This window comes from Vreelandella sp. 2A-K22 (genome assembly GCF_054065485.1).
Genome location: NZ_JBSUGC010000007.1, coordinates 244,287 through 258,389 on the forward strand (window position 1 = coordinate 244,287; position 14,103 = coordinate 258,389).

General features: G+C 53.1%; 13 protein-coding genes. 8 read left to right on the top strand and 5 right to left on the bottom strand.

Translation table 11 applies throughout. The features are described from left to right. The first annotated feature begins 152 nt into the window (after window positions 1–152). The 4 genes from ACW17M_RS11945 to ACW17M_RS11960 all read left to right on the top strand — a co-directional run bounded on the left by ACW17M_RS11945 (window position 153) and on the right by ACW17M_RS11960 (window position 5,583). Window positions 153–1,277 carry a M20 family metallopeptidase gene (locus ACW17M_RS11945; RefSeq protein ID WP_457547472.1) on the top strand — a complete coding sequence of 375 codons (1,125 nt, stop codon included), beginning with the start codon at window positions 153–155 and terminating at the stop codon, window positions 1,275–1,277. Window positions 1,278–1,377: 100 nt separating this feature from the next. Then, window positions 1,378–2,742 carry a YfcC family protein gene (locus ACW17M_RS11950; protein WP_240549893.1) on the top strand — a complete coding sequence of 455 codons (1,365 nt, stop codon included), beginning with the start codon at window positions 1,378–1,380 and terminating at the stop codon, window positions 2,740–2,742. A gap of 188 nt (window positions 2,743–2,930) precedes the next feature. Beyond that, window positions 2,931–4,112, top strand: a complete 1,182-nt coding sequence (locus ACW17M_RS11955) for a M24 family metallopeptidase (RefSeq protein ID WP_457547473.1) — start codon at window positions 2,931–2,933, stop codon at window positions 4,110–4,112. A 55-nt stretch (window positions 4,113–4,167) separates the two neighbouring features. Continuing rightward, the gene (locus tag ACW17M_RS11960) at window positions 4,168–5,583 is read left to right on the top strand and encodes a YfcC family protein (protein WP_041157683.1); all 1,416 of its coding nucleotides are present in this window, start codon (window positions 4,168–4,170) and stop codon (window positions 5,581–5,583) included. On the opposite strand, the gene ACW17M_RS11965 is transcribed toward ACW17M_RS11960, so the two are convergent. Both ACW17M_RS11965 and ACW17M_RS11970 read right to left on the bottom strand, forming a co-directional pair. Then, window positions 5,580–6,509: a LysR family transcriptional regulator gene (locus ACW17M_RS11965; RefSeq protein ID WP_457547474.1), complete on the bottom strand. Its 930-nt coding sequence runs from the start codon at window positions 6,507–6,509 to the stop codon at window positions 5,580–5,582. The two genes, ACW17M_RS11960 and ACW17M_RS11965, sit on opposite strands and share 4 nt — an antisense overlap. 317 nt (window positions 6,510–6,826) lie before the next feature. After that, on the bottom strand, window positions 6,827–7,345 hold the full coding sequence (locus ACW17M_RS11970) for a cupin (RefSeq protein ID WP_457547475.1): 519 nt from the start codon (window positions 7,343–7,345) through the stop codon (window positions 6,827–6,829). Window positions 7,346–7,556: 211 nt separating this feature from the next. On the opposite strand from ACW17M_RS11970, the gene ACW17M_RS11975 reads away from it, so the two are divergent. Further along, window positions 7,557–8,756, top strand: coding sequence for a multidrug effflux MFS transporter (locus ACW17M_RS11975; protein ID WP_457547476.1), 1,200 nt, complete (start codon window positions 7,557–7,559; stop codon window positions 8,754–8,756). A gap of 58 nt (window positions 8,757–8,814) precedes the next feature. Here ACW17M_RS11975 and ACW17M_RS11980 read toward each other — a convergent pair whose 3' ends face one another. After that, a complete protein-coding gene (locus tag ACW17M_RS11980) occupies window positions 8,815–9,378 on the bottom strand; it encodes a TetR/AcrR family transcriptional regulator (protein WP_457547477.1) in 564 nt (187 codons plus the stop codon). A 121-nt stretch (window positions 9,379–9,499) separates the two neighbouring features. Here ACW17M_RS11980 and ACW17M_RS11985 point away from each other — a divergent pair, with 121 nt between their 5' ends. Genes ACW17M_RS11985 through ACW17M_RS11995 form a run of 3 tightly spaced genes read left to right on the top strand, consistent with a single transcriptional unit; the run spans window position 9,500 to window position 12,308 of the window. Continuing rightward, window positions 9,500–10,729: an MFS transporter gene (locus ACW17M_RS11985; RefSeq protein WP_457547478.1), complete on the top strand. Its 1,230-nt coding sequence runs from the start codon at window positions 9,500–9,502 to the stop codon at window positions 10,727–10,729. Continuing rightward, window positions 10,726–10,941 carry a hypothetical protein gene (locus ACW17M_RS11990; RefSeq protein WP_457547479.1) on the top strand — a complete coding sequence of 72 codons (216 nt, stop codon included), beginning with the start codon at window positions 10,726–10,728 and terminating at the stop codon, window positions 10,939–10,941. Before ACW17M_RS11985 ends, ACW17M_RS11990 begins: the two co-directional genes overlap by 4 nt. Beyond that, the gene (locus ACW17M_RS11995; RefSeq protein WP_457547480.1) at window positions 10,935–12,308 is read left to right on the top strand and encodes an amidase; all 1,374 of its coding nucleotides are present in this window, start codon (window positions 10,935–10,937) and stop codon (window positions 12,306–12,308) included. The genes ACW17M_RS11990 and ACW17M_RS11995 overlap by 7 nt, the downstream gene beginning before the upstream one ends. Here the strand turns inward: ACW17M_RS11995 and ACW17M_RS12000 are convergent. Beyond that, on the bottom strand, window positions 12,305–13,102 hold the full coding sequence (locus tag ACW17M_RS12000; protein ID WP_457547481.1) for an ABC transporter ATP-binding protein: 798 nt from the start codon (window positions 13,100–13,102) through the stop codon (window positions 12,305–12,307). The two genes, ACW17M_RS11995 and ACW17M_RS12000, sit on opposite strands and share 4 nt — an antisense overlap. Next, a complete protein-coding gene (locus tag ACW17M_RS12005; RefSeq protein WP_457547482.1) occupies window positions 13,099–14,067 on the bottom strand; it encodes a FecCD family ABC transporter permease in 969 nt (322 codons plus the stop codon). Before ACW17M_RS12005 ends, ACW17M_RS12000 begins: the two co-directional genes overlap by 4 nt. Window positions 14,068–14,103: the final 36 nt, after the last annotated feature.

Here is a 14,103-nt window from a genome sequence, read left to right on the forward strand (position 1 = left end):
TCTTAACCGTTGCTTTGAACGCAACGATTCGGCTGCGCGCTTCTTATTCTTTCCTTGTTACGCCCCTCACATACTGACCGTGCGCCTAATAGCACAACGCTGTTTTGGGGTTGCTGCTGTTTAGAGGCTGTCATTCTTACTCGAGAGGCTATATGAATACCCTTCACTCTTATCTGCAAGAGCATCAGCGTTCTATTCTCGATGATATTGAAGCGTTGGTACGTGCTGAATCGCCATCCAATGATAAAGCCGCAGTGGACGCCTGTGGTCAAATGTTGCGCCAGTTATTTCAAGACCGGCTCCAATGTCAGGCGGAAACGTTCCCACAAACTGAAAAGGGCGATCATCTTGGCTTCACGCTAGGAGAGGGGGATCGTCAGATTCTTATTTTGGGGCATTTCGATACGGTTTGGGATATCGGCCGGCTCGCTATCCGCCGTGAGACGGACAAGTTTTACGGTCCCGGCATTTTGGATATGAAAGCAGGTATTGTTCAAGCCATTTGGGCTGTCAAAGCACTCGTTGAACTCGATGCGCTTCCCAATGCCCGTATTCGTTTTCTATGTACCAGTGATGAGGAGTTAGGTAGCCCTACTTCGCGACAACGAATTGAGGAGGAGTCGGTTGCGAGCGATGTGGTGCTGGTTGTTGAACCTGCCACGGCTAATGGCAGCGCTTTGAAAACGGCACGTAAAGGCTCTGGACGCTTTTACATGCATATAACGGGTAAAGCAGCTCATGCGGGCAATAACCCTGAAGAAGGGGTGAGTGCGATTGAGGAGTTGTCCCACCAGATTCAATACTTACATAGCCTGGCCGACCCCGGCCTGGGAACCACAGTGAATGTTGGGATGGTACGTGGCGGTGGCCCACTTAATGTCGTGCCGGAGGAAGCTGAGTTAGGTATTGATGTTCGGGTAACGACGCTGGAAGAAGCCGGGCGGCTCTACAATGCCATTTATCAAAGTACCCCATTTCATCCCAGCGTAACGCTAACCGTTAGCGGTGACATGACGCGCCCGCCGATGGAGCGAACACATGCTACGGCTCGTCTGTTTGAACTTGCCCAGCACGCTGCCGGTGCATTCGGCATTGAGCTTACGGAAGCCTCGGTAGGCGGAGGAAGCGACGGCAATTTCGCTGCAGCCAAAGGTATTCCCACCCTTGATGGGCTGGGTGCAACCGGCGCTGCCCCCCATGCGGAATATGAGCACATTGAAATAGCCTCAATTGTACCGCGTGCGGCGATCCTGGCGGCGTTGATACGGCAGGTCTGATACGCCATTCAGCCGTTTGTCAGTGCGTTAAATAAATAACTATATGAAAAAATATTCAGGAAATTTCAACGTGAAAACTAGATCAATACAAAGAATGGCCATGCCCGATGCCTTTGTGATTCTGTTTGGGTTATTACTGGTGGCTTGGTTATTGAGTTTCTTTATCCCCTCGGGCCAGTTTGAGCGAACCACAGAGGGGCGTCCTACGGTTATTCCCGGCAGTTTTCATCTGGTGGAGTCTAGCGGCCTTAATTTTTTCGACATTTTTCTTTCTATTCAGAACGGTTTTATCAGCTCAGCAAACCTCATTGCTTTAGTTCTGGTAATGGGCGGTGCGATTGCAGTGGTGGAGTCTACTGGTGCGATCAATGCCGGTATCAAAAGCTTGGTTGATAAAGCCCGGGGGCGTAAATATCTGCTCGCGATTGTGGTGTCTTTTGTATTTGGCGTGGTATCTGCCATTGGCGTTGGGTCGAATGCCGTTATTGCCTTTATTCCGCTGGGTATCGTGTTGGCACGAGCGCTTAAGTTAGATGCGATCGCGGGGATCGCTATTGTCTATCTGGGCTATTTTTCGGGCTCAGCGGCTGCTGTTTTCGATCCTATTACACTGGGGATTGCTCAATCCATAGCAGGGCTGCCGCTATTTTCTGGCGCGCCGCTTAGGGTAGCGCTATTTTTCGTGCTACTGGCAGTGACAATTGCTTATGTGTGTCGGTATATCAAACTCATTAGCGACGATCCAGCCCGTAGTTTGATGGGGAATCAGCCCTTTAGCACTGAAGCCATTGGATCCGATGATGAGAACTTAACGTTTACGCGTCGGCATCTGGTCATTTTAAGTTTCTTTGTTGCCTGCCTGGCGGTGTTTATTTATGGCTCTTTAGGGTTGGGGTGGGGCGTTAATGAGCTTTCTGCCATCTTTATGATCAATGGGGTAGGAAGCGCTGCACTCGCGCGTTTCTCACCTAATGAGTTTGTGCAGATGTTCATGAAGGGGGCCAAAGGTATGCTATATGGTGCCTTTATTATTGGCATTGCCAAAGGCATTACGGTGCTAATGGCCGAGGGGATGATTCTTGATACGGTAGTGAATTCAATTTTTGTGCCCTTGAGTACGCTTCCCTCCATGTTGGGTGCGCTCGCTGTCTTTGTATTCAACCTCTTTTTCAATTTTCTGGTGCCTTCTGGTAGCGGTCAGGCAGCTGTAGTGATGCCGATTTTGACGCCGCTTGCGGATATGCTCGATATCACTCGGCAAACGGCGGTGATGGCATTCAAGCTTGGCGACGGGATTACCAATATTATTACGCCGACATCGGGTGTGTTGATGTCTGTGCTCGCCGTGGGCGGAGTGCCATGGAGTAACTGGGTACGTTTCGCGTTTCCGTTGGTATGCCTCTGGACGCTAGTGGGCATCGCCTTTGTAGTTACCGCTGTGTTGATTAACTACGGGCCTTTCTAATCAAGCGTAAGAATACGCTCGGTCAGTATTGCAATACATTGGAAATAAACAGCCAAACCGCTCAAGTTGAGCGGTTTGGTTCTCCATTAATGATATTTATAAGATATCGAATGACATTTATATAGTATTTTACCCTCACGTGAGGGCACTGATAGCTTCCTGAGGTGGTTAACTCAGGAGCTAGCAACATGATTTTGAAAATTTCTGTTTCAGAAATTAAAGAAAGGCAAGAAATTTTTTTAACTAATCTTAAAAATAAGCACTGCGACGCAGCGTTGCTTTTTAGTGTTACCGATATCTTCTATCTTACGGGGTTTCACTTCCGGCCTTCAGAAAGGCCGATTGCTCTTATTGTGGATGCACAGGGCTTTTTCAGTTTATTTGTGCCCCGCATGGAGGTAGAGCATGCACAAGAATACGCCGTTATAAGTACTTCTTGCGATTACCCTGAATACCCTGGCACTACTCATCCGATGGAGTATCTCAAAAAGGTACTTCAGGATAAGAACTTTGGTTCTTTAAGTGTTGGCATTGATGCCGAGGGGTATGGGTCAGCAAAGGGCTATGCGGGGCCGGCAATTACTTCACTGATCACTTTTGCCGATAAGGTGTTTATCAAAGGGCTCGTTGAAGAGCAGCGTTATATTAAATCATCGACGGAAATAGAGCTGATTAAAGAGTCTGCCCGATGGGGTAATTTGGCGCACAACCTGCTGACTAAGTATACCCATGCGGGTGGCCGTGAAATGGAGGCGGAAAGCCGCGCTACCCAGGAAGCGACCAAGGCGATGTTCGAAACCCTGGGCGCAGGTTATCGTTCCTATGGATCGCCAGCGCATGCATTCTATCGCGGTCAGATTGGCCCGCATTCGGCTTTCCCTCATTCGCAAAACCAGAACGCCATGTTCAAGAAAGGGTTCAATGTTGTCTCGCAGGCGGCCTGCGATGTTTGGGGCTACAAGAGCGAGCTAGAACGTACCATGTTTATTGAAGAAGCAACAAAAGAACAGGAAATATTCTTCAATCATATGTATGAAGCGCAGGAAGTAGCTTTTAGAACTATTAAACCAGGTATTCCCGCTTCTAAAGTAGAGGAAGAGGTGCAACGATACTTTAAGGATAATGGCTTAACGCAATACGTTAAACATCATACCGGCCATAACATGGGACTTTTAAACCACGAGGCCCCATTTTTCGACCTGGGAGATCACACTCTGCTTGAACCAGGCATGGTCTTTTCCGTTGAGCCGGGGCTGTATGTCGATGGCCTGGGCGCTTTCCGACACTCCGACACTATCGTGGTAACGGAAAAGGGTATGGATATGATCACTTACTTTCCCAGAGACTTAGAGTCGCTAATCATTGGTTAATTAACAATAGTGTGTGGCCTTTGACCTTGCCCTTATAAGTTTTAGAGAGGTAAAAATGAAAAAAATAGACCCGAATACCTCAGCTGTTAAAAAGAAGAAAAATATACCTGACTCCTATGTCATCCTGTTCGCGATGCTAATGATTGCATCAATAGCGACGTGGTTCATTCCAGCAGGCAGCTTTGAGCGTACAACAGAAAGTGGCACTGCTATGGTGGTGCCAGGTAGCTATGAAGCGTTGCCTGCAAGTCCCACCACGCTCTATGATTTTTTTCTTTCGATACAGTCTGGGTTGATCGATTCTGCCAGCATTATCTTTCTTGTGCTGACCATTGGCGGCTCGTTCGCCATCCTGGATCACACAGGAGCCATTCAGGCTGGCATTATGAAGCTGATCAAGAAAACGCAGGATAAAAAATATGCGTTGATAGTGGCGGTGTCTATCGCTTTTTCGGCAGCGGGGTTTATTGGCGCGTTACAAACGGCTGTTATTGCATTTATTCCCATCGGCATCATTATCGCCAGAGCCTTTAAGCTAGATGCGGTAGCAGGCGTGGCGATTATTTACCTGGGAGCATATGCAGGCTACACGATTGGCGGTTTGGATCCGATTACCACCGGGTTTGGTCAGGAGATCGCGGGGCTCCCCATTTTCAGCGGCCTATGGTTTCGTTTTGCCGTCTACCTCTGCATTTTAGCGTCGACGATCGCCTATCTTTGTCATTACATTTCCAAAGTTTCAAAAGATCAAAGTAAATCTGTGCTGGGCGCTACACCTTTCCCCACAGAGGTTGAAAACGCTAACACAATCCCCGCCGAGTTTACTCGGAAACATAAGGTGATATTGGGATACTTTTCGACCTGTATGATTGGCTACGTAGTGGGCGTTTTTAACTTGGGATGGGGGTTGCATGAAATGGCCGCGCTGTTCTTGGTAATAAGCCTGGGAACGGCGGCGATTGAAAAGGTACCCGCAAACCAGTATGTGAATCTGTTCATCAGAGGTGCGCAAGGAATGCTGTACGCAGCATTAATTGTGGGCCTTGCCAGGGCAATTGTGGTCGTGCTCGAAAACGCTTACGTTCTGGACACCATTGTTAACTCGATTGCGATGGTACTTCAGCCATTACCTAATGTGTTGGCGGCACTAGGTATGTACGGGTTCAATCTGGCGTTCAATATCATCATTAGTTCTGCCAGCGGTCAGGCGGCGATTGTTGTCCCCGTGATGGCGCCATTAGCAGACACTATCGGTTTGACCCGGCAAGTTGCCGTGCTGGCTTATAACTTTGGTGATGGTTTTACTAACATTATTACCCCTACGTCGGGAATTTTAATGGCCAGTATTGCGATCGGTGGGGTTCCATGGCTTAAATGGCTTAAGTTCGTGATCCCTTTGCTATTAATCTGGATAGCCATTGGGGCTGCGGCGCTAAGCATTGCGGTGGCCATCAACCTAGGCCCTTTTTAAGAAAGCAGATAAGTTTTAGGCACGATCGGCTTTTCGATCGTGCCTTCATGTATCTTCGATTCAATGTACTGAATAAAGAAACGTGCCGTATCAGTCAATAAATTGGAATTCCACGCCATCGAGCTGACCTTTTGCACATCTGAATTAATCGACTTGTACACTACATGGTCATTTTTTATGTAGGTGGCCGAGTGGGGAAGTAGCGTAACGCCCATTTCGGCGGCCACGAGTGCCACCAGTGTTTGCTGTTCCTGAGCTGTCTGAATGACATTGGGCTTGAAACCATGTTCTTTACACAGAGCCATTATCGCATCATAGTAACCGTGCCCTGCTTCTCGGGGTGTCATCACCCAGTTTTCATTACTGAGTTTACTTACGTCGACCACCTGGTTAGTGGTCGCTAGTGAATGGCTTTTAGGAAGACAGGCAACGAAGTGCTCTTCTAGTATCGTGATATTGTCTATTCGTTTGTCTGAGACAGGAGAGACAAGAAATCCGACATCAATTGTCCCATGTATCAAGCCGACAATCTGATTGTGAGTGGTAAGTTGTTGCAAACGTATGTCGATACCTGGATGGCTTCTTTTAAAGTCTTTAACGATAGATGGAATCAAGTGAAACGACATAGTACCGCTAAATCCGATTGAAATAGATCCCTCCTTGCCTTGTGCTATTCTTTGAGTAAAGGCTATTTCCTTATCCAGCGTCGCAATGCACTTTCTTGCCGCTTCGAGAAAATGCTGACCCGCTGGCGTGATGCGGACTTCCTTGTTGTTCCTAATAAGAAGCTGAACGCCGATTTCTTCTTCAAGGTTTTTTATCTGATTACTTAGGGGTGGTTGCGATATATTAAGTAATTTAGCCGCGCGCCCGAAGTGAAGTTGTTCGGCGACGACAATGTAGTACCTTAAGTGTCTGAGTTCCATGAGCTCCCTTTAGTGCTGGTTTTGATTTATTGAAAAAGGCTGCTGTATTGGCTGAGAAACCACGATTTTATGTAGAAAAAAGTAGTATAAATGCAGAGAATAAGCCATGTTAGCAATATATGGTGCTATAGAGTACTCTTTTTCCGACGACCTATTTAATGATGTTTCACACATTACATTGGTCGTTTCCCCAAGATATTACTTACATTGTTAAAACGCCTCAGGTGAAGCGTCAGATTATGCATAAATAGTTAAAAACTGCTCCGGTTCGTCGAAAAGCTAATTAATCGTCGAGCTTGCCAATTGCCTTCCACCTGCTAAGAGCCTTCCCGCCACAGCTCCGCTAGTGAACCTCCTGCCGGGGAATCCTCGGGTAAGGCAACGGCAGCGACTCGGGCTTTTGCTGCTGCAAGTTTTGCGGGATCACCGCGCTCTATTTCCGGCTTTTGGTCTGGTGGGTAGGCGCCTACCATGCAGAAATCATCGTCCGCCTTCAGGCTTGCATGCCCAATTCCCGCTGGCAGCACCAGCGCATCGCCTGCGTAAAGCATCAGCTCCTGACCGTTAGGGCCACCTAGCCGTGCCCGGGCCTGCCCGCGGAAGATGCCCAGTGCTTCATGGGCAGTGGAGTGAAAGTGGTCAAAGTCATATAGGTGGTAGCGCCACGCAGGCGGCCAACCGTGGCGTTTGAACATACTTTCAAAGGCATCGGCCCGTTCCTCTGCATTGCTGATATCGAGAACCTGGCGATAAACCAGCACTGGTAGAGGGGAGTTGGGGTAGCCGGTCGCTGCATCGCTGTCGAGATGGAGTCGTTCTGGCTGGGGGATAGACATCCTGGTCTCCTCGTTGGGGGTGTGTTTTTAAAATAGCTTTGAGCACACTCTTTTGCATAGCCGCGCTAACCGATAACAAACTGGCTAGGTGTTTAGTCGATTACCGCCTCGCAGCCCACCCCCTCATTTTCTATTCGATTGCCTTGATGGCATCAGTCGGTATCATATCGTGGGTGTTGTCCATCATTACGCCCTTTTACCGCGAGCTTCTATGACCCAATCTAAAACGCCTTTCATTGTGGTGCTGAGTCTGGCAATGACCATGATGCTGGGCCCGTTTTCCATGGATACGTACCTGCCGGCCTTTCCGGTCATCGGTGAATCGCTGGGGATTTCTCAGCAGGCGGTATCGTTGAGCGTTTCAGTGTATGTACTCGCGTTGGCGTTTGGCCAGTTGATCGGCGGTGCGCTTTCAGACCGCTTCGGGCGCCAGCGGGTGCTGATGAGCGGGCTGGCGATTTTTGCGCTCTCAAGCATCGTCATTGGTATGGCGGATTCTTTGAACACCCTGCTCGGCGGGCGGGCAGTTCAGGCTCTTGGCGCCGGTTTTACCCTGGTATCTGTGCCGGCGCTGGTGCGCGACCGGGTGGCGGGCCGCGACGCCGCGAAACTGTTCTCGATGATGGGCTTTATCATGGTGCTGGCACCTGGAATCGCTCCGAGCGTAGGCAGCGCGATTCTGGCGCTGGGTTCCTGGCACTATATCTTTTTTGCCTTGGCGGTATACGCGGTGCTGCTGGTGCCGTTGCTGGTGCGGGTGATCTTTACCGGCACGGGCAAGGTGTCTCGCGCGAAAAGCCCTAAGATGAGCCTGCTGGCGCGTTATAAACTGGTGCTGTCGACAAAGCCGGCCCTGCCGTTCATCGTTTGGCAGGCTGCCTCTTTTTCTACCCTGATGATGTTCATCACCTATGCGTCATTTATCTATCAGGGGCATTTCGGCCAGTCGCCTTCAAGCTTTTCAATGCTATTTGCGGCGAATATCGTCGCGATGCTTATCTTCAACATTCTCAACCGAGTATTGCTTTCCCGGCTACCGTCACTGCGTATCCTACAGTTGGCAACGGGCTGTCAGGCAGTCGGTATACTATTGCTGGTGATGGCTGCCTTTATGGAGTGGCCTCTATACGCTTTCCTGCCCGCCATGATGCTGACCATCGGCTCGATAGGGGCGATCTCGCCAAATATTCAGGCCTGCTTTTTGGAGTTCTTTCCCACCAGTGGCGGGACGGCCGCAGCGCTTCTGGGCGCAGCACAGTTCGGTGTCGCCGGGCTGCTGAGCGCATTGTCCGCCATGTTGCCGCATACGCTTGAAGCGGTCATTCTGGCCATGGCCGCCTGTGGCTCGGTGGCGTATCTGATGCTTGCCCGCTCTATCATCAAAGGGCGTGCCGCTGTCGAGGCACCCTAGGTCAGGCGGCGCGCTCTTGCTAAAAGCCTCGTGTTATCCAAAACACGGGGCTTTTTTATCAAGCATCTGTTGAGCTTACTAACTGTTCAAAAAGTGCTTCTATGGCCTGCGCAGTCGGCGTTTCGTTGGCAAACAAGATGCGGTACATCAGAGGCGCCACCACTATTCGGATGACTAGGCCTGTTTCAATCGGTTGCTCGCCTCTGGCGAGGGCGCGTTCGTTTATGACTTCGATCTGCTGACGCAAGAAGCCATCACATTTCCCCGCGCAGGCGTGGCCTTCTGTACCTAGCACATCGCGGAGCATCGCCCGTCCTGGGGCTGATGACATTTCTTCGAAGTATTCAACAAGCCAAGCTAACAAGTCGCTACGCAAACTCCCTGTATCGGCTGGCGGCTGTTCCGGCTGTAGTTGCTCGACGGCAACGTCGGCCAGTAACTGGGCAAGATCACCCCAGCGACGGTAGACCGTAGAGGGGGTGACTTCTGCACGTGCGGCGATAGCGGGCACCGTAAGCCCGGCTCGCCCTTGTTCTTGTTGCAGCTCTTGAACGGCCTGATGAACAGCAGCCTGAATACGAGCGCTGCGGCCCCCTGGACGGGGAGTGGGTTTGTTGGTCATGTGTTCCTTCTGTGCTTATTCATCGGTACGGTGGAATAAACCACTAAAGCAAAATATTTGCTTTAGTGGTTTATTGGGCTTATGATCCTTAAAGCTAATATTTTGCCTTTTGAGAGGGGTCATGTCCATCAACATTTCTGATACCGCCCGCCGTTCTTCGAACTGGAAACTGTCTTCCTCCAGTGCCGTTTTCCTGCACACAGCGATAATGATTGCCTTTTTGGCAGCATCGAGTGCGCCTACCCCGCTGTACCAACTTTATCAGCAGCAATGGAGCTTTAGCGCAACACTGCTGACCGTGGTTTTTGCCACTTACGCGCTGGCTCTGCTTCTGGCGCTGCTGGTGGCGGGGAGGCTGTCAGATCATATTGGCCGACGTCCGGTTATTGCCCTGGCTTTGTCGCTACAGATCATCGCTATGGTGGGCTTTTTAGGTGCTGCCGGGCCGGGTTGGCTGATTGCTGCGCGCGCTCTGCAAGGCTTTGCCACTGGTATGGCCACTGCGGCAGTCGGAGCGGCGATACTCGATTTTAGTCGGGAGCGGGGGGCCGTGATCAACAGCATCTCACCGCTGCTTGGTATGGCAGCCGGCGCGCTAGGCAGTACCTCGTTGGTCGTGTTAGCGCCTGATCCGCTGCACATGGTGTACGTGTTGCTGCTGGCTGTTTTTCTGGTGATGTTGGCCTTGATTTGGCTGGCGCCGGAGACGGCGACATCTCGTCCGGGTGCCTGGGCAAGCCTGAAACCACGCATTACCGTGCCGTTGCAAGCGCGCAAGACGTTGTTATCTGTCACCCCTGCGAACATGGCAGTGTGGATGCTAGGTGGTTTTTATCTATCGCTTATGCCATCGCTGATCGTTGACGTTACGCATGTGAACACGCCATGGCTTGGTGGTCTTGTCGTCGCAGCGCTAACGCTCACTGGCGCCACAGCGGTTCTGGCGGCTCGCAAGCTGAGTTCTTTTACAACCCTCTTGTCTGGCGAACTTGCCTTGGTCGCAGGGCTGGTCGTCATTCTGATCGGGGCTAATCAGGGACACGCTGTCTTGCTGTTGGTCGGGTCGATTATTGCGGGTTTTGGGTTTGGCGCGAGCTTTCTTGGGGCTGTGCGCAGTGTCCTACCGTTGGCCGAGCCCCATGAACGTGCTGCGCTGATGGGCGTGTTTTATATCGAAAGTTATCTGGCCCACAGCGTGCCTACGATGGCTGTCGGCTACTTGGCCCAGAAGGCCGGTTTGCTGGCCGCGGTCAATGTCTATGGTGCGGTGGTCACAGCACTGGCCTTGCTGGCCATTACCCTGCTGCTTATGCAAGCGCGCACCTCAATGAAGAAAGGAAATCAAGCATGACTGTTCAAAATGCCACCCCTATGTCCGCCGAGGAAACCCAGGCTCTGGCTACCAGTTTGGGGCTGCCCCTGGCCTCTGAACGTGCGCCACTGATTGCTGGCGTACTGCATCACATACACACGGTAATTGCCCGGATCGACGAATTACCTATCGATGAATCATACCCTCCTTCATTTGCCTTTGATGCTAGTCAGGAGAACAACCCATGCTAAACCCATTAAACCTGACACTGGCCCAAGCTAGTGCCGCCATCGCGGCACGCGAACTGTCGCCAGTAGAGTTGGTAGATGCGGCCGTGGAGCGTATTGGTGCGCGAGAGCCAGAGATCAACGCTTTTGTATCTGTATGGGAAGTAGCCGCCCGTGAGCAGGCACTTGAGGCCGAACGAGACATTCAACATGGCCGTTACCGTGGGCCGCTGCATGGCATTCCGATCGCGCTGAAAGACCTGTTCGATGTTGCTGACCAACCCACCACGGCCAGCTCCCGTGTTCGGGACGGACATCGGGCAGAGGCCAACAGCGCGGTAACGGATGCCTTGCTGCGTGGCGGCGCCATACTCCTGGGCAAGACCCATTTGCATGAGTTCGCTTTCGGCCTGACCACACCTCAAACGCGCAATCCGCTTGATCCCCAGCGCACGTCGGGGGGCTCCAGTGGGGGTTCTGCAGCAGCGGTTGCCTATGGCGGTGCCTGGGCGGCCATGGGAACAGACACCGGTGGCTCGATTCGAGTGCCCGCAGCACTTTGTGGGTTAGTCGGGTTCAAGCCAACGTATGGCTTGGTCTCCCGCCACGGCACTGCGCCCCTGGCCTGGTCACTCGATCATGCGGGCCCTATGGCACGCACGGTAGAGGATGTTGGCCTGTTATTGCAGGCAGTGATGGGCTTTGATGCGCGCGACCCCGCTAGCCGTACTCCGCCTGCCTCTTTCGGTATCAACGCAGAGTCGGGTGTGCAAGGGCTGCGTGTTGGTATCCCGCGCAACTATTACTTTGACCACGTTGCTGAGCCAGTCGCCGCGGCTGTGAGGCGTGCGGCAGCGCATCTGGAACAGCAGGGAGCTGTGCTGGTGGAGGTGGATATTCCTCTGGCTGACTACCTCATTCCGACCCAGTGGGGCCTGATGGTGGCTGAGGCGGCATCTGTACACGCCAAGGACATACGCCAATCGGCATCGCTATACGGTGATGATGTACGTACTTTGCTCGAAGCCGGACAACTGCTTCCTGCCGGAGACTATCTGAAGGCACAGCGTGCCCGACACCTGATCGCACAGCGCTGGGGTTCCCTTTTTTCAGAGATCGACATTCTACTGGCGCCAACCGTGCCCCAGACAGCAGCGCTTATAGAGCAGGATACGTTTACCTGGGAGGACGGCAGTCAAGAGAGTGTTGCCGAGGCGTATGTGCGCTTATGTGCACCCGCCAATGTGACCGGGCTGCCCGCGCTGACCGTGCCGTTCGGTAAGGATCATCAAGGGCTACCGATAGGCGTCCAAATCATGGGAAAAGCATTTGATGATGCCAAGGTACTACAGGTCGGGCGTGCCATTGAGTGGCCTCTTTTACCCGCTTAACACGCCCCATGCCGCCCAAGCGGTATCATCATCGGTTTGCCGGTGACGGGGTCTTCGATAACCCGGCTTTCCAGGCCAAATACCTCACGCACCATCTGTTCGGTCAGAATCTCCTCTGGCGGGCCTGCCGCGTAAACCTTGCCGTTAGCCATGGCGACCAGTTGGTCGGCGTAGCGGGCGGCCAGGTTGAGTTCGTGGAGCACCATCACGATGGTGGTGCCGCGCTGCCGGTTTAGGTCAGTGAGAAGGTCGAGCACATCGATCTGGTGGTTGATATCCAAAAAGGTGGTGGGCTCATCCAGAAGCAGCACTTTGGTTTGCTGGGCCAGCGCCATGGCGATCCACACCCGCTGGCGCTGCCCGCCGGAAAGCTCGTCCACATGGCGTTCGGCCAGCTCGCTCAGGTGGGTGGCGGCCAGGGCGTCGGCGACAGCGCCCTCATCAGCTGCACTCCAGCGCTTGAACAGCCCCTGGTGTGGGTGGCGGCCCCGGCTGACCAGCTCGAGCACGCTGATACCTTCTGGGGCGATGGGGGATTGGGGTAGAAAGCCTAACTGCTGCGCTAGGCGGCGGGTGGGCAGTTGGTGAATAGCGTTGCCATCCACCAATACGCTGCCCTGTTGGGGTGTTAGCAGTCGCGAAAGCACACGCAGAAGTGTGGATTTTCCGCAGGCGTTGGCGCCCACAATGGCGGTGGTCTGGCCAGCAGGCACGTTTAGGTTAACGTCGTCCAGAATGGTGCGCTCCCCATAGCCTGCCTCCAGGCCTTGGGCGAGTAGTGAGCAAGCGCTCATAGGGTGCCTCGGGTTTTATTGTCGCGAAGTATCAGATAAACGAGATATGGCGCGCCTAATACGCCGGTCACAATTCCTACTGGGTAGCGGGCGGGGAGCAGAAACTGGCCCGGATAATCGCCTAACAGTACCAGCAGAGCGCCTACCAGCGCGGCAGGAATGAGCAGTGAGCCGTTGCCGCCCATCAGGCGTGCCGCAATGGGGCCGGAAAGGAACGCCACAAATGCCACCGGGCCGGAAACGGCAGTGGCAAACGCCACCAGTGCCACAGCGGTGATGACCACGACAACCCGCGTAACAGCCAGGCGAACACCCAGCCCGGCGGCAAGGTCGTCACCCATGCGCAGGGTTTCAAGATCGCGGCGGCGGCTCAATAGCAGCCCGCCGAACAGTAGCAGGGCAACCAACAGCGGCAGCGCTTGGTCAAGTTGAGCACCGTTGACGCTGCCGGTGAGCCAGCGCAGGGCTTCTTGCAGCGTCCAGCTTGGCGCACGCATTAATAGATAGGCGGTAATACTTTGCAGCATCGCGGCCAGGCCAATGCCGATCAGAATCAGCCGCCCGCCGGTCACGCCCTGGCGCCAGGAGAGCGTGTAGATCAACAGCGCCACGCCCAGCCCTGCAGCAATGGCTACCATCGAAACCGCCGGGCCGCTTAGTGAAAGCACCACGATGGCAAACACCGCGCCGGTGCTGGCACCGGTACTGATGCCAATAATGTCCGGGCTTGCCAGCGGGTTGCGCAGCAGGGTTTGAAAAGCGATGCCGCCTAGGCCAAAGCAGGCACCTACCAGCACTGAAACGACGGCCCTGGGCAGGCGCAGCTCGCGCACGGTGAAACCAGCGCCAGGCACTTCCGCACCGCTAAGTATGCGTAGCACCGTGGTTAACGGTGTGAAGGATTGCCCCAGCATCAGGGTTAACAGCACACCTGCCAGCAGGCAGGTGCTAAGCACTGCAATCATGCGAGTGTGTTGCTTAGCGTTCGTCCTTCTAATATG